Genomic DNA, 22,282 nt, shown 5'->3' on the forward strand with positions numbered 1-22,282 from the left:
TAGATTAGGGAGTGGAGTATTGAAATCGATCTTATTAAAATTTGGTTTATTAACAACTCTTTCTGTTGGTTTAGTTGCTGGAAAAGCATCAGCAGAAGAAATGGATTGGGCTACAAAATGTTTGTCAATGGGTGATATTCAGACAGGTAAAAATCCATCTTATCAACAAATTAATTGTTTATTAACGAACGCTGCATTAAGTAAGAATATACCACCTGAAGTTGTAAAAGCGGTCGCTGAGCAAGAATCTGCTTGGAGGCAGTATGATGCAAACGGTGAAGTTGTTTCTGACATTAAAAAAGGAATCGGTATTATGCAAGTTACATTTAAAGAACCAACTATAGACACCGTTAAAAGACTCAAGGACGATATCATTTATAATATTGAGACAGGGGTGAATATTTTAAATGAAAAGTATGAATTACAAAATCCTTCTAGTGATCCTAGAATACCTAGAATAGCGGGTGCTGGAAGAGAAATCATTGAAAACTGGTATTTTCCTGTCATGGCATACAATGGCTTAGTGCCACCGAACAGCCCAATTTTCCGTAGCGATGGATCTAGAAATTGGAATACGTATCAAGATCAAGTATTTAGAAAAATTAAAAATGGAAGCTTTTACGATGATACCGACTTAGCTCAGTATCCATTTGAGTATAATGATTTCGATTACAAAACAGATAACAGTACAGTTTTTAAGTTTAATAAATTTGACTATGTTTTAACTGATGTGCTCCATGAGTCAGGTTATTTGCTAAAAAAAGGTGACGTTGTATTAGTTACCGAAAATAAGACGAAATTAAGAGAGCAGCCTACCCAAGATTCTAAATATAGTGAACATCCTTTAAATAAGACGTTTATTATCAATGGAGCTTTTGAATACACTAAGCTAGGTAGCAAAGATTATAATGAAAAGCACTATGTTTGGTTCCCAGTTAAATCTACTGATGGAGCATTATCAGGTTATATCTCATCTGCTTATCTAGCTAAAAAGAAAGATTTCGTTGCTCCAATTGTAACTGGGGTTAAAAATAATTCGAATTATAATAAAGATGTAAAGATTACTTTTGATGAAGGTACCGCCTTATTAAATGGAGCTATTTTCAAAAATGGTGCTACAGTTACAAAAGACGGCAAATACACGTTAGTTGTAAAAGATGAAGAGAGTAACACAACAACAATTAAATTTACAATTGATAAAACTAGACCCGTTACACCATCGATGAATAGTGTTTCAGATCTTTCGACTACTGTAACAGGGAAAGCTGAAGCTGGAACCACTGTGAAATTATCAATCAACGGTAAGTACCAAAAAAGCACAACAGCGGCATCAAGCGGCAACTACAAATTTACGATTTCGAAGCAAAAAGCCGGAACAACAATTAGTGTAACTGCCACAGATAAAGTAGGAAATGTAAGTGCATCGAAGAGTTTAAAAGTCGTTGATAAGACTCCACCAGCTATTCAAAGTGTTAATAAGGTCACTTCTAAATCTAAAACTGTAACTGGAAGCGCCGAAAAATACGCTTCAGTGAAAATCTATAGAGGAAGTACACTTATTGGCAAAGGGTCGGTTTATTCAAATGGCAAATTTTCAGTAACTATAAAAACTCAGAAAGCTAATACTTATTTAAAAGTTTACGTGATTGATAAGGCTGGTAATAAAAAATACCGGACGATTAAAGTCGTAAAATAATCCATACGATGCGATAAGAAGTGAATCTCTTATTGCATCGTATTTTTTTAGGCAATCTGGATATAAAAGTGGAGAAGTGCAAAGCTTGTTGGAGCTCAGTTTGACGGTTCCGGTCGGACCATCCTAGATGTGGGTTTGTTCCCTTCTCTCTCACTTTCATATCTCCCTCTTAAAATATCCCGCTATTGCTGGAACACTCCCGAATACCTTCTTCATGTCACGAAACGAAATCACATCATTTCCTCTATCTTCACTTCAGTATTAATTTAAAAGAGTATCAAATTTTCCTTCCCCTGCATCATAGTAATTGCCTTACTTTTATTCCATTCCTAACGTCCTCAACCGTTCCTTTATATACACTGTACGTTTCACCCTGTTCGATTACTTCCCACACTCTAGTAAATCCCCCACTCTGTCAGATTCGGTTCCCTTCATCTTTAATCGCAATTCATTCCGATCTCCTCTATTACAACTCCTGTTTCCTCAATCTCTTCAATCTCTTCAATCCAATCTAGAATGACCATGGGGAAGGTTCTTCTGGTCTACTTTATTCAATTTGAACCATGAGAACCGTCCCTGCGGTATTCTATTAAATTCACAATAATCCTACACTAACAATTAACCATTCCTAAGTTATTATTTAATTGTTGATTTTTTTCAGGAGGAAAAACTTTCATGCTTGATGTGAATACATCCTTAAATAAACAAGAGGAGAAAATGAAGTCTCTCACAGGTCCCATCGATCTACAATATGATGAATTGTCTTCTTTTTTACAAGAAAATGGAGGAAATCATGTCTCTCATTTGATTTTCTTAAAAGATAAAGAAATTTTTAGGACGAAAAAGCGAGATGTATTAATCGTATATAAACGCATAGCTAATAAATTATAGTGTTAGGTGATCCAATTGGAGCTGAAGTAAAAATTAAGGATGCCATAAAAGAATTCTGTGAATATAGCAAAAGCAGAGGCTTTAAACCTGTTTTCTATCAAATAAGCCCACAGTTTATGCACTATTACCATGATTCGGGTTTTCGATTTCTCAAGGTGGCGAAGAGGGGTTAGTGAATCTCCAACAATTTTCTTTACAAGGAAAACAAGGAGCAAAATTACGAACCAAATGGAATAAATTTACGCGTAATTCTAATACTTTCCGCGTAGTCCAACCCCCTTATTCTAATCACCTGCTTTCCGAAATAAAAGATATTTCAGATTCATGGTTAGGAAGTCAGAAGGAAAAAGGGTTTTCGGTCGTCTCTTTTAGCAAAGCATATGTTTCACGTTTCCCTATCGCCCTATTACACAACCCTGAAGGGAAAGCCATTGCTTTTGCAACTCTAGCATCTGATTATAAAAATAAGGTTACCATTGATGAGAAAGTATTCAAATAGTCCTTATGGAACCATGGATGTTTTATTTATTCATATCTTTCAATGGGCAAAAAACAACGGCTACCAAACCTGTGGTTTAGGCATGACACCATTATCAAATGTAGGCAGCTGCCAACATTCAAATACAAGTGAAAAAATTATTCGTTTAGCCTATCTTTACGGAAATTCCATGTACAATTTTAAAGGTTTAAAAGAATTTAAAAGTAAATTTACTTCTAATTGGGAACCCAAATATTTAGCTTACAAAAAATCCTTACTGCCTTTAACCCTTTTACACTTGCTTTTTCTTATCAACTATAAACGAAGAACCATAAATAAGATGGTAACAAAAGATATTCCTTTTAAGAATGCTATCACAAAATGGCGTTTAAAAGACTATAATGAGAGTCTGTAATGATGCTGGTGAGTAAAGAACTATTTCTTAAATTTATTAAGTACAGTGTTGTGGGCTGCATAAGCGTGCTCATTTATTTTCATTCTGTTTTCATTTTGGTTGAACTTTTTGATAAAGATTCGATTTTTTGATCAACAATTTCCTTTATCATCATGAGTTTTATTTCATTTCTATTAAACAAAAAATATACCTTTGGCAGCGACTTCTCCTACAATCAATTGTTGCGTTTTCTCGTTGTTTCTGTCATTGGTTTCACCTTGAATTTCGTTATTATGTATTTAGTTGTAAATGTACTTTCACTTCATTATTCAATCGGTGAGCTAATAACAACATTATTAATCCCCATCATCAATTTTATTTTAAATAACTATTGGACATTTAAATAAGACTGTTTGACGGCCGGAGGAACGGTTCTGATGGATTTTTAATAGTAATCGTCCCACGTTCCATTAATGCAGTGATTCGCATGGGACTGACCCTATTTAAGTTTGAGGGCGTTTATCTTTCTTAGGTTCACAATTAGTTAGAAGGAAACTCATTGGAATATACGGATGTTTTTTAAGTCGGTTTATCGATTAATTTTCTAGGTCCCCAGTTAGTGTTAGGCTGTTTTAATAGGAAAAAAGCCAGATCCAATATTGGACCTGGCTCCGCAGTTTATGAAAATTTAGTGATTCATTATTTATAGTAGTTTTAACGTTGTCCTGTATAGTACCTCGCACCCAAGAACCACATCTTCAAAAGAACTCCACTCATCTGGATGATGACTTATGCCATTCTTGCTCCTTACAAAAATCATTCCAATGTCTGTAAGTTCTCCCAACACCATCGCATCATGAGCAGCCCCGCTTGGTAATTCATAAACAGGATGCTGTAATTCTTGCAGAGAATCTTTTACTGCTTTCATCACTATTGGTGAACTCATCACAGAAGATAGGGATTGAACCTGCCTGATTTTACACCCTAAACCACGGTTTGCAGCAATTGTCCGAATGGAATTATAGATTTTAGTAACCGTATTTTCTCGCCGTTCATTCGATATATCCCGAACATCAAGTGTAAAATCCACTCTCCCAGGAATGACATTACTACTTCCAGGTTTTACTTCCAATTTTCCTACTGTCGCAACACTTCCGCTACTGTCCTCCGCTATGTCCTCAATCGCTAATATACATTCTGCTACAGCTGTTAAAGCATCTTTTCTCTCTTTCATCCAGGTCGTTCCTGCATGCCCCGCTTCTCCCATGATGGTTACTTCCGCCCATTCTCCACCAGAGATTCCCGTAACTACTCCAACAGCTAAATCTTTATTTTCTAACACTTTGCCCTGCTCAATATGTACTTCAAGATAAGCTTTTACGTCATTTTTACCTAACTGAGCTTGTTCTAAAAGGTCTGGATTAATGTGATTAAAATATTCCCCTTCTAAACTGGCTTGCTTCATTGCCTCTAGATAGGAGATTCCATCTTTATCTGTTGCTAAAGCTAAATTTTTCTTTAATTTTTCCGACCCTTCTGTCCCAACCAAAGCGGTACTGCCGACAAAAGCATAATTAAAACGAGCCCCTTCCTCATCTGTTAAGGATACAACCTTTATCGTTCTCTCAGGTTCAATTCCCTTTTCTTTCAGAGTACAAAGGACCTCAACACCCATTAGAACACCCATGGCCCCATCGAAACGCCCGCCTGAATTAACGGTATCCAGGTGAGACCCAATAAGAATAGCAGGTAGTTCTGGATTTTTACCGATTATTTGCCCAAAGATATTCCCAGCTGTGTCCATATAAGGGGATAAATCCGCTTGTTCTAAAAGTTTCAGAAACCATTTTCGTGCTTCGATATCCTTTTGATCAAATGATGTTCGAGTGACCCCGCCATTGTCTTCTTCCCCTTTTTTTCCTAGGTCCATTATTCGGTCCCAAAGACGGTTTCTATCAATCGTAAAATTTAAACTCTCCATGAAATTTGCTTCCATAGGATTAAATTCTCCCTTCATTTGAATGTCGATTAGAAAGGAAATCCTGCTGTTTCCTTCTGGAAAAAGCAGGATTCCTAATTATTTCTTATTGGCGGTGAAAATGAGACCTGTGCCAAAGTTAAAGTTTTATCTCTTCAATAAATTAAGAACGGATTGTACCATTAATTTAACTCCAATTTTAATGGCATCTTCGTCAATCATAAATTTCGGGTGATGCCACCCATATTTAATCCCTTTTTCTTGATTCCCAGAACCAAGCCAAACATAGCAGCCAGGTACTTCTTTCTGGTAAAAAGAAAAGTCCTCACCACCCACGGTTGGTTCTGCCAGTATCGTATTTTCTTTCCCAACGATTGTCTCAGCTGCTGACTGAACAATTTCTGCCACCTGGGCATCATTATAACAGCAGGCTGCAGAAACTCATACTGTATCTCTACTTCCCCACCATGTGTTGCCACGATAGTTGTAACATTTTATATCATTTTCTAAAGGAATATTCAGTACACGTTGAGTTGGACAATGAATTTCTATATCTGATAATAAATTGTTTTTTTGAATCAGTCGTAATTATTGCTTCAAGAGTTGATTGTTCTTTGCTACAGTCTGAAAATAAAAAAACTTATCGAAGATACTTTTAAGAGCCTGCAGTTTTTTTGGAAGAGGGCATTGATCCTCAACAAACTAATTTTGAATTACCTCAGCAAAATATAATACGCCCGGAGAATCTTATCGTACTAAGTGTAGAAAAATACAACAACATTAAAGGAAAAACATAAGTTCCTTTTTGGGTAAGATTTGTTTCATAACAGTATTCCGACTGTTTCTTTCTCTCTAGCCTTGTTGTGGTATGTTTTTCCTTATAAATAATAAAAAATCCCCGGTAAATCTTCCAAAAAGGTTGGATCATACCGTGTCGTCCTCTTTTTTTCTTCCATTTATCAGTACTACTTAATTTTTTAATAAAATTAAATTACGAACGAATAGAAAGTTAACATAATATATTTATTGTTAATATTTTAAAACTTGATTATTCCCATTTCAGTCAAATTCCATTCCTAATAATAGGATAATAGGTTTACGTTAATTCATATTCACTTATTTAGTATGATTAAGATTTAACTTGCTCTTGTGCCAAAACAAATGAATTACTAAATGTCCCAATCTCTTTAATTATACATTCAATGGTATCTCCGGCACCGACAAACTCTGCTCCAAGCGGACTGCCAGTCAAAATGATATCCCCTGGCTTAAGGGTCATCACTTTTGTCAGATAGTTTACCATTCTTCGGATTGGAATAATCATTAGCTCCGTTGGACTATTTTGCTTCTCCACTCCATTCAGTCTTGCTTCCACCTTCACAGTAAATGGATCTAATTCTGTCTCAATAACTGGCCCTAGTGGTGTAAAGGTATCAAAGGACTTTCCAATGGTCCAATGCCCGTCCTGATGAAAAAATTGAGGAGCTGTTACATCGTTTCCAACCGTGTATCCGAACACGTATTCCAACACTTCTGATTCAGGAACATTTTTAGCTTCCTTACCAATGACAATGGCTAACTCTGATTCGAATTTCACCTTTTCGATCCCTTCTGGAATGATGATATCTTCCTCAGGCCCAATAACGGAGGATGTTGGTTTAAAAAAGAATACCGGAATTTCTGGAAGCTCTGAAGGTCGGTCTTCCAGTTTAGAAACATAGTTTGCTCCAATTCCAATAATTTGATTAGGCTTTATAGGTGCCAGCAGTGTTACGTCGGTCATAGAAAATATTTGTCCTGTATACTCCCAATCGCCAAAAATATCTCCATTAATTTCTTGTATTGTGTTTTCGGAAATCACACCTGAGTAAACGGTCGAACCTTGAGTAAATCTAGTAAATTTCATTGCGATACTCCCTTTCAAACAGTGTATTTTATTTCAAATTTTTTTCGAGCCTTTCCCGTTTTGACAACAGCCTCGGCAACTCCTAATGTGACTGCGTTCCCTACTCTTTTATCAAAAGGATGAGGAAATTATTGTTTTACGGCAAATTTAGCCTTTGCTTCTGCACGTCTTCGGTGAAGAATCGGCTCCGTGTAGCCATTTGGCTGATCATAGCCTTCAAAAATCAAGTCACAGGCGGCCTGGAAGGCAACGGATTCTTCATAGTTCAGAGCCATGTTCCGATACAAAGGGTCTCCTGCATTTTGTTTATCTACTACTTGGGCCATGCGATGCAATGTTTCAAGGATTTGCTCTTTTGTACAAATTCCATGGTGGAGCCAGTTTGCCAAGTGCTGGCTGGAAATTCGTAATGTAGCACGGTCTTCCATTAATCCCACATTATTGATATCTAACACTTTTGAGCAGCCAACACCCTGGTCAACCCAGCGGACAACATAGCCTAAAAGAGTTTGACAGTTGTTGTTAAGTTCTTCCTGAATCTCCTCAGGAGTCCAGGAAGGTTTTTTAACTACTGGGAATTGTAGGATATCCTCTCGAAAGTCTGCAGTCAGATGGAGCATTTGGTTCTGCACCTCTCTGACATCTACTTCATGGTAATGCAATGCGTGCAATGTCGCAGCAGTTGGAGATGGCACCCAAGCTGTATTTGCTCCGGTTTTTACATGACCGATTTTTTGCTTCAGCATTTCCGCCATTAAATCAGGCATGGCCCACATGCCTTTGCCAATCTGTGCACGGCCTTTTAAACCACTTGAAAGTCCAGCAATCACGTTTGATTGTTCATAGCCCTGCAGCCATTTAGATGATTTCATATCATTTTTGCGAATCATCGGACCCGCTTCCATGGAAGAGTGAATTTCATCACCGGTTCTGTCAAGGAACCCGGTGTTAATAAAAACAATCCGATCTTTCACCTGCTTAATGCATGCCTTTAAGTTCAAACTGGTTCTGCGTTCTTCATCCATCACACCGATTTTTAACGTATTGCTCCCGAGTCCAAGCAGTTTTTCCACGCGGTCAAAAAGCTGATTGGCAAAAGCAACCTCTTCTGAACCATGCATTTTAGGTTTAACGATATAGACAGAGCCCTTTTCAGAGTTTTGGTATGGCCCATTTCCTAAAAGCGGATGTTTGGCAATAAGACTTGTAATCACCGCATCCAAAATTCCTTCATAAACTTCCTTACCGTTTTGATCTAAAATGGCACTATTGGTCATCAAATGTCCAACATTGCGGACAAATAGCAAGGAACGGCCTTTCAACGTAATTTTCTCTCCAGCAGCAGATAAGTAATGGCGGTCCGGATTAAGCGTCCTTGTTATCGTCTTATGGCCCTTTTTAAAAATGGCGGAAAGATTTCCTTTCATAAGTCCCAACCAATTTCGATAGACCAGCACTTTATCTTCAGCATCTACCGCAGCTACGGAATCTTCGCAGTCCATAATGGTAGTAATTGCGGATTCAAGGACAATATCCTTCACACCAGCCTCATCCGTTCTCCCAATCGAATGATTCTGATCGATTTGTATGTCAAAATGAAGTCCATTATTTTTCAACAAAATGGCAGATGGGGCTTCCTTAGATCCCTGGTAGCCGACAAACTTTGCCTCATCTATTAACCTTGTCGTCGAACCATTCCTTAATGTCACCTTTAGTGTCCCATCTGCTACTGTGTAGGAAACGGCGTCCTTATGAGTGGCATCCTTCAATGGAGCGGACTTGTCAAGAAAATTCCTGGCAAAATCTATCACCTTTGTACCTCGGACAGGATTGTAACTGCCCTCACGACTCGCACCCTCTTCTTCACTGATGGCATCTGTTCCGTATAGGGCATCATACAGGCTTCCCCATCGAGCATTAGCTGCATTAATGGCGTAGCGGGCATTATTGACTGGGACAACTAACTGCGGGCCGGCTTGGGCGGTGATTTCGCTATCAACATTTTCAGTTGTAATCTCAAAATCTTCTACTTCCGGTTCAAGATAACCAATTTTGGTTAAAAAAGGAATGATAGGATTGGAAGTCAAAGTCATTACTGTTTTCGCGATACCATGTATTAAGTTTGTTTTGAATATTATCACGAACCGCCAGCAATTCCTTGTTTTTAGGGGATAAATCGCCGATTAACTTTTCAAAACCGAACCAAAATTGATTCTCATCCACCCCACTTCCTGGAAGGGCTTCTGAATTAATAAATTCATAGAGTTCCTGAGCCACTTGAATTTTTCCTTTTTGTACATATTGTGTCATCGTACATACCTCCTTTGGTTACTTAAAAATTTATGTAGAACCTAGAGTATCAATTGATTTTATAAAAATGGCGTGCCCAAACTGAAATTCGTTTAGGAACGCCATTTTTTTAAAAGTTATTTTAATAAATAACAATCTTTTATGTCACGATGAGGCAAAACTCTTACCGTTCAGATAATAAGCGGACTCCTGAAATGTGCTGAATGCGACTTCTACCTCTGGAATTTCGAGTGCTTGAATACCTTTGGTTATAATTTTGGCAAATTGGTCTTGAATTTCCTGTCCGCGATCAAACCATTTTACTTCAATTAATGGATGGCAAGGAACTTCATGGCCATTAAATATATAGGTTGAATTGACAATTTCTAAGGTGAAATTGTCGGTCCCACATGCACATAAATCTGCCAAATCCTGTACTAAAGAGGTACTAATCGTTTTAACCTGATCAATCGAAACTCCTCTAATGAATAAATGTGGCATACAAATCCCTCCTTTAACCAGATGATAAATTTTTAAAAAAATGTCAAATTGACACGAATTTATCTAATGGCCATATCAAATCTACTAATGGAATAGCGATCAATTGGTATCGATGTTTCCCCATCGAGAATTAATTCAGTCATAAGCGTTCCTATTAGCGGCGATAGAGTTACACCGCTATGGGTAGCGGCCACATAAAGGTTTTCAATACCCGGGATATTCCCCAGAATAGGAAAACCATCTTCCGGCATGGCTCGAATTCCTGAAAAAGCGCGAACAACCTTGGCTTTTCTCAATTGCGGAACATAATGGACAGCCATATTCGCCGTTTCTTGAATGACATCCAATGTAGTTGCTCTATTAAAGCCTTCTTCTTCCATGGAATATCCGATTAATACCTCCCCATTATAGGCCTGTCTTAACCCGCTGATCGTATAATTTAAAAACGGTTTTAGGGGTTCGGTAACAAGAATTTGACCTCTTAACTGGTTGACCGGAACGCTGATGTCAATTAATTTTCCTAATTCTCTTGACCAGGTGCCGCCAGCAAGAACAAGATTCTTACAAGCATACGTGCCCTTTTGCGAGACAACAATGAATTTTCCAGGAAGCTTTTGAATCTCCGTTACTTTATTATAAGTAGAGTATTGAACCCCATTTTTCTTGGCCGCCCTCATATACATATCCACTAACCGAAAAGGATTGACATTTCCATCAATGGAGCTATACGTTGCGCCGACAACCTCCGGATTGAGCGATGGTTCTTTTTCTAAGGCCTCCTCACGGGATAAAACCTTAATTTTGATGCCAATTTTTTTGTAGGACTCCGCAAGCCGTAACGCCTTTTCACGATCCGCTTCATTAAAAAATGGAGAAAGCCCGCCAGTCCGTTTATATTCCACATCCCCTATTTTTTTTGATAAATAAGGATAAAGTTCGGCACTGTACATATTAAATTCCGCATACCATGATGGTGTTTTATTATGAACCCATACCCACGCTTGTGTGGATCCTGAAGTTCCCGACAGTGGGAATTTTTGATCCAGCACCAGAATTCCATCTCTATTTCGTTCCGAAAGGTGATAAGCGATACTGCTGCCGACGACCCCTCCCCCGATAATGATTGTTTCATAACTTGTTTCCATTTATCTCACCTTCCCATCCTCTAGCTCCACCTCATCTAAAACAGATTTCACTGAGGAAAATGAGGTACTATTGGTTGCAAGTGTTTCAAGCTTAATTGGACTGATCGGCATCCTCATACGTGGTAAAGGAATCTCATGAAAAGGTATTCCTGTTTTCTCATGAATAATAACTGACACCAAGCTAGTGCATATTTTTGACTGGCATGGTCCCATTCCGCAGCGTGTCATTCTTTTAATATCATCAAATCTTTTGGCGCCATTCGAAATAACCGCCTCGATTTCTTCGTAACTAATTTCTTCACATCGACAAATAATCGTGGTTTTATCCAATTGATTCACCTTCTTGTCTCTTAATTTTTTAAACTAAGAGATAAATTGGTCCTTAAGGACTGGATGTTCAAAGTTTTCAACATGCTGATTTCTTGCTTTCCATATCTCCTGATAAAGCTTCGTCTCCAGAATCTCGAGTTCTCTCCATAGGGCCAGGGTCTCGCTATCGGCCTCGTGCTTACTGATGGCACCCAAAGATGCACAAATACTAACCCCTGCGATCATACCAGTTACTAGTAAAGCACCCTGAGAACTGATTCCGGCAGCGTTCCCTGCTAAAAAAACATCTTCCCGGTCAGTTTGTAAATATTTGTTGTATTGTGGGACCCAGCCTCCTAGTTCTTTTTGATAACCGAAGGAACAGCCAAGCTGGTAAAATACATCTAGAATTGGCGACCGGCCGCCATCAATACAGACGACATCAACACTTAGGGTTAGAATCTGTTCTCTCTGATCGATATCAATTTCTTCGACTTTTCCAACTCCCCTAGCTTCTTTGATGGATGAATTCACAAAAATCGGAATACCCTTTTTCTCAACCTTTTCCACCTTTTCTGCATCCTGTGCCGTTACGGTGGGATTATTTTCAACAATCCCCTTTATCTGTACACCGATCTCAGAAAGCTGGAGGGCCACTTCCATCGCAAAATCACTGGATCCAACGATAATCGCCTGTTTACCAGGCAGGACAAAATCTCGATTTATTAATGTTTGGGCTGCACCTATGGTCATGATTCCCGGGAGCGTCCATTTCGGAAAAGCGATCGCATTTTCAGCGGCACCGGTAGCCACGATAATTTTTTTCGCTTTAAGTGGAAATACATTGACTTCATCTGTTAGACCAACACTACCATCCTTGTAAAAACCAATTACGCGATGACCTAGCAAACAACGAATGTGGGAATCTTCTACATATCTCGTTAAAAGTCCAGCCAGCTCAAACCCCCGCATAGGCTGATAGGAAGAAGGCAGCGAATGAAGGACCTGGGTCTGTTGAATCAATTGTCCGCCTATAGACAAAGACTCATCTACAATGGTTACATCTAAACCTCTTGAGGCTGTTTCCAAAGCGGCAGTAAGGCCTGCGGGACCAGCACCAATAATAAGAACATCAGTCTCCACGTACTTCACTCCTTACATCTGGATCTCCATCATTCGGATAAATCTTCATGCCTTCTTCGACCTTAACCATGCACGTTCGTACATGATCCTCCCCGTTAACTGTCATATAACAGCTGCAGCATCTGCCTCGTGAGCAGAACAAACCCCTTGGCTGAATTAAATTCCTGCTCTGGCCCAATTTTTTTATATCATTCGCCAACAAGGCTGCTGCCACGGATTGGTGTTCATAGGCAGTTAGCGGTTCATCATTAACAAAGATTGTTACTTGTTTTTGAAGCTGATTCCCCAAAAGGGGATGATGTTTGATGTGCAATAAAAACACCTTCTTATGAATTTTTCGACTCAAATACTTTTCCTACGCCTAATACTCTTTCGATGACGATCATTAATACCACGGTTAGAAGAATCATGATACTAGAAACAGAAGTGATGATAGGATCATACTGATATTGCATATAGGTATAAATCCGCACAGGCAGTGTCACCACATCCGTACTAACAATAAATAATGCAACTGTTAAATCGTCGAAAGAGGTAATGAAGGCAAAAATTGCTCCTGCAATGACCCCAGATTTAATGATTGGAAGTGTAATTTGAAAGAATACTTTGAGGCTTCCCGCCCCTAGATTCATTGCAGCTTGCTCAATCGTACGATCAAACCCTACTAAACTAGCTACAACCAGACGCATAACAAAAGGAATGGTTAAGATAATATGACCAATAATTAAAGCTGCCGGACTCGCCGCCAAACCAATCCAAGAAAAAAACTGCAAAAGCGCTACCCCGAATACAACGGAAGGGATCAACAGAGGTGAACCAACTAATTGCATGATGGCTGTTTTCCCTTTAAATTGATATCTGACAACCGCTATAGAAGCCATCGTTCCGATAATCGTTGAAAGGATTGCGGTACCAAAAGCAACAGTGATACTTAGCATGAAGGACTGCATAAATTCAGGATGATTAATTAATTCGACATACCACCTTAAGGTGATCCCTTTGGGTGGAAACACAATAAACTCAGTGGTTGTCAGGGAAGACAATAAAATAACAACAATCGGGGCAGCCAAAAAGATGTAGACCAGCAGACAGAAGAGATTTAAACCGAATTTTGGTAATGCCTTTCTCATTGAATGGCCACCCCTTTTTTGGAACTGGTAAGCAATTTGCTATAAATAATGATGGTAATAGTGGCTATAAAGATTAATAGGAACCCAATGGCCGAACCATAAGGCCAATTCAGCATCACTGCAACCTGTTCATATGTAAGGAATGACATCACTTTTACCTGCGGACCACCTAAAATCGCAGGCGTTACAAAGGAACTCACTCCTAAACTGAACACCATAACGGAACCTGCAAATATACCGGGCAGCGTTAATGGCAAAGTGATGGAGAAGAAGGTTCGAATGGAGCTGGCACCAAGATTTTGTGAAGCACGGATCACAGAAGGATCAATTCGTTCCAGCGAACCCATAATACTTAAAACCATATAAGGAAACAGAACGTGCACCATTCCTATGACCACGCTAAACTCCGTATAAAGCAGGGTTAACGGTTTATCAATCAACCCAAGATTCATTAACGTATTATTAACCACCCCATTATTCGATAACAAAATGACCCAGCCATAACAACGGATCACCATGCTGATTAACAGTGGGGACAGAACTAAAAGGGTTAAATAATTCTTGATCTTACCCTTTGCTTTTGAAATTTGAAAGGCTACTGGAAACGAAATAACAATCGCAGCCAGAGTAGTAATCAACGCTATTTTTACCGTACGCCATACCACCCCAAGATAAAATTTATCTGAAATAAATTTAAGATAATTCTGGAGCGTCCAGTCATGGCCAATTCCGCTTGCTGCGTCAAAAGTCTTAAAGCTTGTGATAAAAAGGAAGAACAAAGGAAGCAAAAAGAAGAAAATAAAGATACCAAGGGTCGGAAGTAATAAAAGCAAATAATCAAGCTTTTTTTTCGTTAAATTCTTTTTTTTCTCCTTGATTAGCAGTTCCTTTTCCTGATACGCTGTTTCAGCCTGCATTAGATCAAGTCACCTCACTTTTTGAGCGCTAATAAATCTTCTGAATTCCATTTAATACTTACATGCTGCCCTTCTTTAATATCATCAGGATTTAACATCGTATTGGGAATATCGGCAATTACATGTTTCTCCTTGTTTAATAAAATGTACCGGGTTTTCGCACCCAAGAACATTTTCCTTTCAACCTTAACCTTAAGACCTTCAAAATCATCCAGCAAAATTTGGATTTTTTCTGGCCTGATATAAAAGTCAATCACATAATCCTTGGCACTAAAATCCCTTATAACCTGTTCATAGCCATCAAAAGACACTACGCATTGATTATCACCTAATGTTTCTAGCACCTGTCCTTGAATCTGGTTGACTTCGCCAATAAACCTAGAAACGAAATCAGTCTGTGGGTGGTTGTAAATAGCCACAGGAGTATCGAGCTGTTCAATTCTGCCTTCATACATAACCGCGATTCTGTCTGAAATGGCAAGTGCCTCTTCCTGATCATGAGTGACAAAAATGGTCGTAATCCCAACCCTTTTTTGAATTTCCACGATTTCTTCACGCATTTCTTGACGAAGTTTGGCATCCAGATTGCTTAGTGGTTCATCTAAAAGCAAAACTTTCGGCTTGATCACGAGTGCTCTTGCTAGTGAAACACGCTGCTGCTGACCGCCAGATAGTTCTTTTGGAAAGCGTTTTTCATAGCCTTCCAGCCGGACCATCTCTAGCGCTTCAGTCACACGACTTTTAATCTCACTTTTACTGACCTTGCGAAGCTTTAAACCATAGGCAACATTATCAAATACAGTCATGTGGGGAAAGAGAGCATAGTTTTGAAAAACCATGCCCATATCTCTTTTATTAGGGGGAAGCAGGTGAACGGGCTTCCCATCCACCACGATTTTCCCTCCGTCTACATCTAGAAACCCAGCAATCATATTTAAGGTTGTTGTTTTTCCGCAGCCGGATGGTCCAAGGAAAGAAACAAGCTCCCCCTGCTTGATTTCAAGGTTCATCTTTTTCACAACCTCTGTTTTATCAAAGGTTTTGACAACGTTTTCAAGGCATAAATAGCTCATCTTATCACCTCTTTTTTAGTGGGCTACTTCAATTTCCTTATTGGCTCTCTCTGTCCATTCCGCTCTCTTTGTATTGATATACTCCCAATCCACTTTCACAAGCTTTGCAATTTCATCTTCACCGTAAACAATCTTCTTGGTAATATCCCCATCAAGTTTTACATTTTTATTTACAGGTCCGTCAAATAAGGCATTTGCAAATTCCACTTGGGTATTTTCACTTAAAATAAAATTCACAAACTTTTGTGCCAGTTCTTCATTTGGGGCGCCTTTTACCACACTAACGGTTGCCAAAAGTGCAGGTGCACCTTCCTCTGGAATCACATATTCAATTGGGAATCCTGTATCCTGTAACGTGTACACGCGGCTGCTTCCCCATGCACTTGCGACTGTTTGGCCCTGTAAGAAGTAGTTAGAAACGTCAGCTGTTTTATCAAATGTCACGGCATTTTTAGCAATTTCCTTCATTTTTTCAAATCCAGGCTCGATATCCTGTGCACTTCCGCCATTTGCCATTGCAGACATGAGAAGCATATGCACACCATACGTATTGGCAATGGATGGCAAAACTAATTTATTCTTAAACTTAGGATCTGCTAAGTCATTCCAGGATTTAATTGGTTCCCAGCCATTTTGCTTAAAGGTATCTTTGTTATAAGCTAATCCAGTAGTAATGATTCCAAAACCAACTCCGATATTGTCCTTATCTTTGGCAATATCGTAAACATCTTTCAAGTTTGTAACAATGCTCTCATTCAATGGCGCTAGTAAACCAAAAGCTTTTGCCTGAGCCTGCGGTCCATCATCCATGAAAGCAGTATCGATTTGCGGCTTATCCTTTTGTGCCTGAAGTTTTGACAGAGTATCAACAGAACTGCCAGTAATATACTTTACTTTCACACCGTATTCCTTTTCAAACTTTGGAATAAGTGTCTCTTTCATCTTCTTTTCATAGCTCCCACCGTAGGCAGCCAATACTAATGTTTTACTGCCTTCGCCCGCTGATTTTTCCGTCGACGAACTGCCTGTCTGGCTGCCGCACCCTGAAATAATACCCAGTACAAGAATAATTAATAGAACTACCGACAATTTTCTTTTTTTCATTATTTTTACTCCTCCTCAAATATAGTTCTCTTATATGTGGAAAAAGCTTTAGCTACTCTACTTTCCTCCCTTTCTTTTTATATTATTATAGTAAACATTGATGTACTTTTTAGAATTTTCAGATAAGCGCTTACAAAAAAATATAATATTATAATTTATTAAGTTATAATATTATACTTTTATACTTATCTAAAAATGAATCTCTGTGTAATAGGTAACTTGATCATGGCGTACATAAAATTTCGAGTATTCAATTACCTTTCCTTGCTTGGTATACGTAAATCTCTCCCATTCGAACACTGGCGTACCTGGTTCAACCTTAAGCCATTCGGCCATTTCTCCTAAAGCTATATACGGCTTTATTAATAACCTAGCCCTGCCTAACAAAATATGAAACTTATCTCTCAGAATATTGTAGATAAGCTCGTTATTTATTTCATTTGGCAAGAGGCCAGGACATTGATCATAGGGCAGATACGTATACTCAAGTGCTACTGGTACTTCATTCTCAATTTTTAACCGCTTGATCTTAATGATTTTTGCTTCAGGTTGCAAATCTAGTTTTTCTGCCACGACGTTTTCCGCATTTTCAATCGAAAAACCGATTAATTCATGAGGATGTTCCTCTTCTTCAGTTGTTTTGGAGAAGAACACATTAATATCTTGTTCATTCGTGGAACCCGCTACAAAAGTACCTTTCCCTCTTTGCCGGTAAAGATACCCTTTGTTTACCAATTCAATGACAGCCCGTTTGACCGTTATGGTACTCACATCAAACAGATCAGCTAATTCCTGTTCTGTTGGCAGCTGATAGCCTATATCCCACTGCTTGGATTTAATTTTTTCCTCTAATACAAGTTCCACTTGACGGTAAAGAGGAACATGATTATTTTTATCTATTTTCATAAAATCACACCTAATTTATAATATTATAACTTTATAACCTATCATCATTATATTTCCTACTAATACATAATTTACTTTGATTTCCACCCGTTGTCAATATATTTTGAATTTTTTAAAAATTATTTATTCTAACAACCATAATTATAAACAAAGGACAGAAACATAATGTCCTTCCCTTCCATTGTCTATCCTGCTACTGATGCTACCACTGTTTTTTCTGTAATTTATTCTGACATTTTCCTTTCAAGCCTCACTGAACTATGATTAAAAAATAGTCGGATAAAAATGTAATTCCCTTCCATAAGAAGGACAGAAGGGAATCTTATATATAATCAATACCACTTATTTTCCACTAATTTCGATAACTCTCACATTACCGGACACTTCATTTGCTACCAGTAGCAATGGATTTCCAGTTGGACTATCCTTTGCTTCGACTAAGGAAAGTCCTTCCGGGGCTAGGTCTCCGCTTGTTGCAATGTCGGTTCCTGTAAAGTTTCTTAGGTTTATATAATCATAGAACTTTACATTTTTGATATCCGTTACATCATACATCATAATGCCGCTTATTCTTTCTAAACCGATAAAGGCGAATGTTTTACCATTTACTTTCATAACCTTAATATCTTCAGGCTCAGGTCCTTTTTTCCCGCTTCGGGAATCTAGTTCCGTTTTGTTGTTTGATGAATTAAACGCATCAGGGTAAAGTTTACCTGTTATCTTTTCAAAATCATTTCCGCTATCATATACTTGTTCCATTGTATCCGCGTCCCAAATGGAGAAGGAGCGACCGCCATATATATAGTTCTTACCTGCTTCTAGCCCGTCTCTCTCTGAATTTAAGATACTATCAATTTTGTATTTTGTGCCTGGGAAGGTATAAGAGCCTGTGTCTACATAATCTCCCCATTCTTTTGCATCTCCTTCATTCGCTGTAAAGATGTAATTCTTGCCGCCAATTTTTTGTGCAGCAACCCCATCAGGCATGTATATACCATACAGGTTCTGTGTGGCAAGATGCACTTGGCCATCCTTTAAAGCATCCAGCGCATTCTTTTCAAGACTAAAATCTTTAAAACCAAGTCCTTTCACGTTAATGATTTCCTGGGTTTTGAGGTCAATGGTGGCTAAAGCATTGGCCTCCTGAAGACTTACATACGCATAGTGATTGTTATCCGACACCGTGATATACTCCGGTTCTAAATCGACAGACGGTGATGTATTTGGCTTAAGAAGAACGTTGTTTCTAACAAGTTCTGATCTTGCCTCCTCTGTATCAAACTTTTTGAAGCCAATTGTTTGAACAGTAGCCCTATTTACTCCTTTGTTAATGTCGATAATGGTTACAGAACCTTTTGGATCGATTGCTCCAGCAGTAGAATATCCTTCCCTTGGCTCTCCTTCGTTTGCAGAAAGAATATACTTATAATCAGGACTGAAAGTCACCATATCAGGCTGCACGCCTGCCTCAAAATGCTTGATATAGTCCCCATCATAATTAAGAATGACAATACTGCCTTGATCCTTATATGTAGCGCCTTGGACAGCAATCGCAATAATCTTCTCTTTCGTATTGACATCAATGCTGGTGATATCTCCAACTGAAAATCCGTGTGCTTGCCCCATCGCAGTTATATTAAGTCGAGTATCGATTTTAAACTCTGTTTTTTGATTGGATTTGACATTTGCTACACTAACGATATCAACAGATTGTGCTGCCCCATTAACAAGATACATTTTTTGATTGTCTTTATTGAATTTTACGATTTCTGCCATACCACCGTCTTTATTACTCATTCCTGTCTGATAGTTACCGATTTCTTTAAGTTTGCCATTTACACTGCCAGTATTCAATTGGCTTGCCTCAGTTTTTGCCAATACTGGAGACCCGCTTAACTGTAGTGGACCCGTTAACATTGTCCCTGCAATTGCTAATCCAAGAATTGCTTTTGACTTTAACATTTCCTTACCTCCCAATATTTGATTTATTCTAGAGTATTGTAGAAAAAAACTCCCATTCACAATTATCACAAATACCTACGTAATCAAATACAGGGAAGAGGTTAATATTTTGTTAATCTTTCGTAAATTCTAATAGATCACGACAATGTAATCAGAATTTTCATCAGGTCACCTCTCCCATATAAAATAGCTCGCTATAGCTGGAAAACTCATAAATTTCTTCCTCATTCTCGAAATGAAATAACATCATTGAACCGTGTTACTTAATCGTTCCCATCCCACCAATGGTTACACTTACCTTGACGTTTACATCAGCCTTCGAAAAGGCTTTTCCCCATTGATTTTGGACTTTTTTCCACTCTGGATATGTATAGGCTCTAGCATATATCCCAAATCCAAAAGGGTCAATGCTCGCGGTTTGCGTTTTCTTTATTAAGCGCTCAAAATCTTTTTGTAGTTTCGTTTCAATACTCTTTTGCAGTTTCGCAGTGTCTTTCCTTACATTGAATGGAAAAAGCCGTTCTGTAATGGCAATTCTCATTTTTACGTTTGTGTCAAATATAAAATGATTGTCATACTTTACTTTTGTTTTTACCTCGATGCTTGGGGTACTAAAGCTTAACCAATGTTTATCCCGTCCATTCGATTTCAAAGGGACTGAAATGGTAAATGGGAAATCACCTTTTGTTTTATTCTGCAGGATGCGTAATAATTTGTTTTCACGCGGTGTTATACTTAACTTATATCTGCTTTGATTATCCAGCAGAGCGGTGCCTGTCAACATGATTTTGTCCGTTTTTTTCATCTCGGTAATACTTGCTGTCATCCCTTTTTCCGTCGTTTCCTCATGAAATTCCTGAAGGGACGTTTTTACAGTGACATTTCTTCTAGAGGCTGTATCCACTAAATTTGCCAAATACAAAGGAAGACGCGGCTTATCTTGTGGTCTATAAAAAATGACGTCCGAAACAGGACCATCTACTGCGACAACTCTTGTGGTTACCGTATTTTTGGGGTCCCGGTAGTAAGCATCGATATAATCAATCCAATTCTTTCGTTTGAGCAGCTTTTTCCCGATTAAGATTAATTGCGTTTTGCTTCCCGATGTCAAAGCCATTACCGTCGTATCAAACAGTTCCCTGGAATCTCGAACCGTAACAGCTTTCACCTCGACCTTCTCCTCTTTTACCTTTGCTTCTTTATTAAACACCGGACTTGACATGTACACCACTAAATGATCCTCCTCATCCAAATCTAAACCTAGAATAAGTGTCAGAGTGACATCTTCAACATTCATTTGGTCCACGCATCCGGTCATCATCAAAGCCACAAGTGATAGGCAAAGTAGTATCTTCCTTTTCATTGGCTTACCCTCCGACGAAACTTTTCATATATCCAGCTATAGATCCATAAAAAGGGAGGAGCTACGAATGCCAATTGCAGCCCTCCATTGACAACCCATTGCTGCCACTTTTCCGATTCCATCCAAGTAGGATCACGCCAAAAGATCAATCCAATAATGATTAATAATAAAATAATGACGTGCTGGCTATGATCCTGTTTTCCAAGCAATTGACTAGAACAAAAGGCCGCAAGGAATATGCAAGGCATCCAGGCCGTGGAAACAACTATCAGATATACAGCCAATAAAACCATGTCAAAACGCTCCAAAAAACGAAACTCAATTAGTTTAAGTAAATTCAATACGGGCTGATTAAATTCGGTAATCCCATCGGGGCTAAAGTAGACAAAGCAGACAATTGTTACAAATACATAAAACAACATCGTTAAGGTGTTCGCAATCGTGATTCCGAGAACCGCATGCTGCTTTTTTTGTAAAAAGGGGTACAAGAAGAAAGCGACTTCAAATCCCAAAAAGGAAAAAATAGTGGTCGGCACAGCGGATAATACTGGTCCCCACCCTTCTTTAAGCACCGGAAGAAGGTGCAGCCAATTTCCATCCCCTAGCGGGACCAAGAAAAACAATGGAATCCACATTACCATGTAAAAAGACAATTCGGAGTATCTGCCTAAAACGCGAACCCCGTTACGGGCTACAATTATAGTAGGTATCGAGAATAACAATAAAATAATATAATTAGGGGTTTTAGGCAGGAACCATGCCTTAATATATAAACTGCCGTTCACAAAAATGGCCCATGCGTAAAAAGCAAAGTACACCATGTAAACAATGACGGCTGCTTTTCCCACAATTTTTCCGAATAATCGGATAAGAATTTCGATAAGGGTTTCATCAGGATATTTTTCGCACGTTTTAACCAAAAAAATGCTGGCAGCGGCAGAGAAAAACCAGCCAATCAGGATCGCGATCCAGCCGTCGGTTCCAGCTTTTTCCGCAAGTATGCGCGGGAGAGATAGGACGCCTGTCCCGACCTGTGTTCCATTTATCAAAAAAATATACTGCATGAGAGTGATTTCATTATAGGCATATTTCTTCAT

General features: G+C 38.7%; 18 protein-coding genes and 3 pseudogenes. 4 read left to right on the forward strand and 17 right to left on the reverse strand.

Features of this window, described 5'->3' with window-relative positions; translation table 11 throughout:
- Window positions 1-19: 19 nt before the first annotated feature.
- From FS608_RS30540 to FS608_RS23895, 4 genes and pseudogenes are all read left to right on the forward strand, one after another.
- Window positions 20-1,696: an Ig-like domain-containing protein gene (locus FS608_RS30540; RefSeq protein ID WP_186328879.1), complete on the forward strand. Its 1,677-nt coding sequence runs from the start codon at window positions 20-22 to the stop codon at window positions 1,694-1,696.
- A 675-nt stretch (window positions 1,697-2,371) separates the two neighbouring features.
- On the forward strand, window positions 2,372-2,587 hold the full coding sequence (locus FS608_RS23875; protein WP_144555055.1) for a hypothetical protein: 216 nt from the start codon (window positions 2,372-2,374) through the stop codon (window positions 2,585-2,587).
- Window positions 2,587-3,480, forward strand: a pseudogene (locus FS608_RS31465) (phosphatidylglycerol lysyltransferase domain-containing protein). The gene FS608_RS23875 and the pseudogene FS608_RS31465 overlap by 1 nt, the downstream one beginning before the upstream one ends.
- A gap of 146 nt (window positions 3,481-3,626) precedes the next feature.
- Complete coding sequence (locus tag FS608_RS23895) at window positions 3,627-3,866, forward strand: GtrA family protein (RefSeq protein WP_313958737.1); 240 nt, start codon at window positions 3,627-3,629, stop codon at window positions 3,864-3,866.
- A 296-nt stretch (window positions 3,867-4,162) separates the two neighbouring features.
- On the opposite strand, the gene FS608_RS23900 is transcribed toward FS608_RS23895, so the two are convergent.
- The 17 genes and pseudogenes from FS608_RS23900 to FS608_RS23980 form a co-directional block, all read right to left on the reverse strand.
- Window positions 4,163-5,476: a M20 family metallo-hydrolase gene (locus FS608_RS23900; RefSeq protein ID WP_144555059.1), complete on the reverse strand. Its 1,314-nt coding sequence runs from the start codon at window positions 5,474-5,476 to the stop codon at window positions 4,163-4,165.
- Between the two features lie 108 nt (window positions 5,477-5,584).
- A pseudogene (locus tag FS608_RS23905) lies at window positions 5,585-5,854 on the reverse strand (M20/M25/M40 family metallo-hydrolase); the annotation flags it as partial.
- A 712-nt stretch (window positions 5,855-6,566) separates the two neighbouring features.
- Window positions 6,567-7,343, reverse strand: a complete 777-nt coding sequence (locus tag FS608_RS23910; protein WP_144555061.1) for a fumarylacetoacetate hydrolase family protein — start codon at window positions 7,341-7,343, stop codon at window positions 6,567-6,569.
- Between the two features lie 128 nt (window positions 7,344-7,471).
- A pseudogene (locus FS608_RS23915) lies at window positions 7,472-9,653 on the reverse strand (malate synthase G).
- A gap of 144 nt (window positions 9,654-9,797) precedes the next feature.
- Window positions 9,798-10,133: a DUF1904 family protein gene (locus tag FS608_RS23920; protein ID WP_144555062.1), complete on the reverse strand. Its 336-nt coding sequence runs from the start codon at window positions 10,131-10,133 to the stop codon at window positions 9,798-9,800.
- A gap of 59 nt (window positions 10,134-10,192) precedes the next feature.
- Window positions 10,193-11,278, reverse strand: coding sequence for an NAD(P)/FAD-dependent oxidoreductase (locus FS608_RS23925; protein ID WP_144555063.1), 1,086 nt, complete (start codon window positions 11,276-11,278; stop codon window positions 10,193-10,195).
- A complete protein-coding gene (locus FS608_RS23930; protein WP_260871800.1) occupies window positions 11,279-11,617 on the reverse strand; it encodes a (2Fe-2S)-binding protein in 339 nt (112 codons plus the stop codon).
- A 24-nt stretch (window positions 11,618-11,641) separates the two neighbouring features.
- Window positions 11,642-12,730, reverse strand: coding sequence for an NAD(P)/FAD-dependent oxidoreductase (locus FS608_RS23935; RefSeq protein ID WP_144555064.1), 1,089 nt, complete (start codon window positions 12,728-12,730; stop codon window positions 11,642-11,644).
- Entirely contained in the window at window positions 12,720-13,019 is a 300-nt protein-coding gene (locus tag FS608_RS23940) for a (2Fe-2S)-binding protein (protein WP_260871801.1), read from the reverse strand. The genes FS608_RS23935 and FS608_RS23940 overlap by 11 nt, the downstream gene beginning before the upstream one ends.
- Window positions 13,020-13,056: 37 nt before the next feature.
- Window positions 13,057-13,860, reverse strand: coding sequence for an ABC transporter permease (locus FS608_RS23945; RefSeq protein ID WP_144555065.1), 804 nt, complete (start codon window positions 13,858-13,860; stop codon window positions 13,057-13,059).
- Window positions 13,857-14,777, reverse strand: a complete 921-nt coding sequence (locus FS608_RS23950; protein WP_144555066.1) for an ABC transporter permease — start codon at window positions 14,775-14,777, stop codon at window positions 13,857-13,859. The genes FS608_RS23945 and FS608_RS23950 overlap by 4 nt, the downstream gene beginning before the upstream one ends.
- A gap of 14 nt (window positions 14,778-14,791) precedes the next feature.
- Window positions 14,792-15,850 (reverse strand): ABC transporter ATP-binding protein, encoded by a 1,059-nt coding sequence (locus tag FS608_RS23955; protein WP_144555067.1) that lies wholly within the window; start codon window positions 15,848-15,850, stop codon window positions 14,792-14,794.
- A 15-nt stretch (window positions 15,851-15,865) separates the two neighbouring features.
- On the reverse strand, window positions 15,866-16,954 hold the full coding sequence (locus tag FS608_RS23960) for an ABC transporter substrate-binding protein (protein ID WP_144555068.1): 1,089 nt from the start codon (window positions 16,952-16,954) through the stop codon (window positions 15,866-15,868).
- A gap of 189 nt (window positions 16,955-17,143) precedes the next feature.
- Window positions 17,144-17,860: a GntR family transcriptional regulator gene (locus tag FS608_RS23965; RefSeq protein ID WP_144555069.1), complete on the reverse strand. Its 717-nt coding sequence runs from the start codon at window positions 17,858-17,860 to the stop codon at window positions 17,144-17,146.
- A 342-nt stretch (window positions 17,861-18,202) separates the two neighbouring features.
- Window positions 18,203-19,822 carry a choice-of-anchor I family protein gene (locus FS608_RS23970; RefSeq protein ID WP_144555070.1) on the reverse strand — a complete coding sequence of 540 codons (1,620 nt, stop codon included), beginning with the start codon at window positions 19,820-19,822 and terminating at the stop codon, window positions 18,203-18,205.
- A gap of 259 nt (window positions 19,823-20,081) precedes the next feature.
- The gene (locus FS608_RS23975; protein ID WP_144555071.1) at window positions 20,082-21,185 is read right to left on the reverse strand and encodes a Ger(x)C family spore germination protein; all 1,104 of its coding nucleotides are present in this window, start codon (window positions 21,183-21,185) and stop codon (window positions 20,082-20,084) included.
- Complete coding sequence (locus FS608_RS23980) at window positions 21,182-22,282, reverse strand: GerAB/ArcD/ProY family transporter (RefSeq protein ID WP_144555072.1); 1,101 nt, start codon at window positions 22,280-22,282, stop codon at window positions 21,182-21,184. The genes FS608_RS23975 and FS608_RS23980 overlap by 4 nt, the downstream gene beginning before the upstream one ends.

It is taken from the genome of Bacillus sp. X1(2014) (assembly GCF_007678255.1).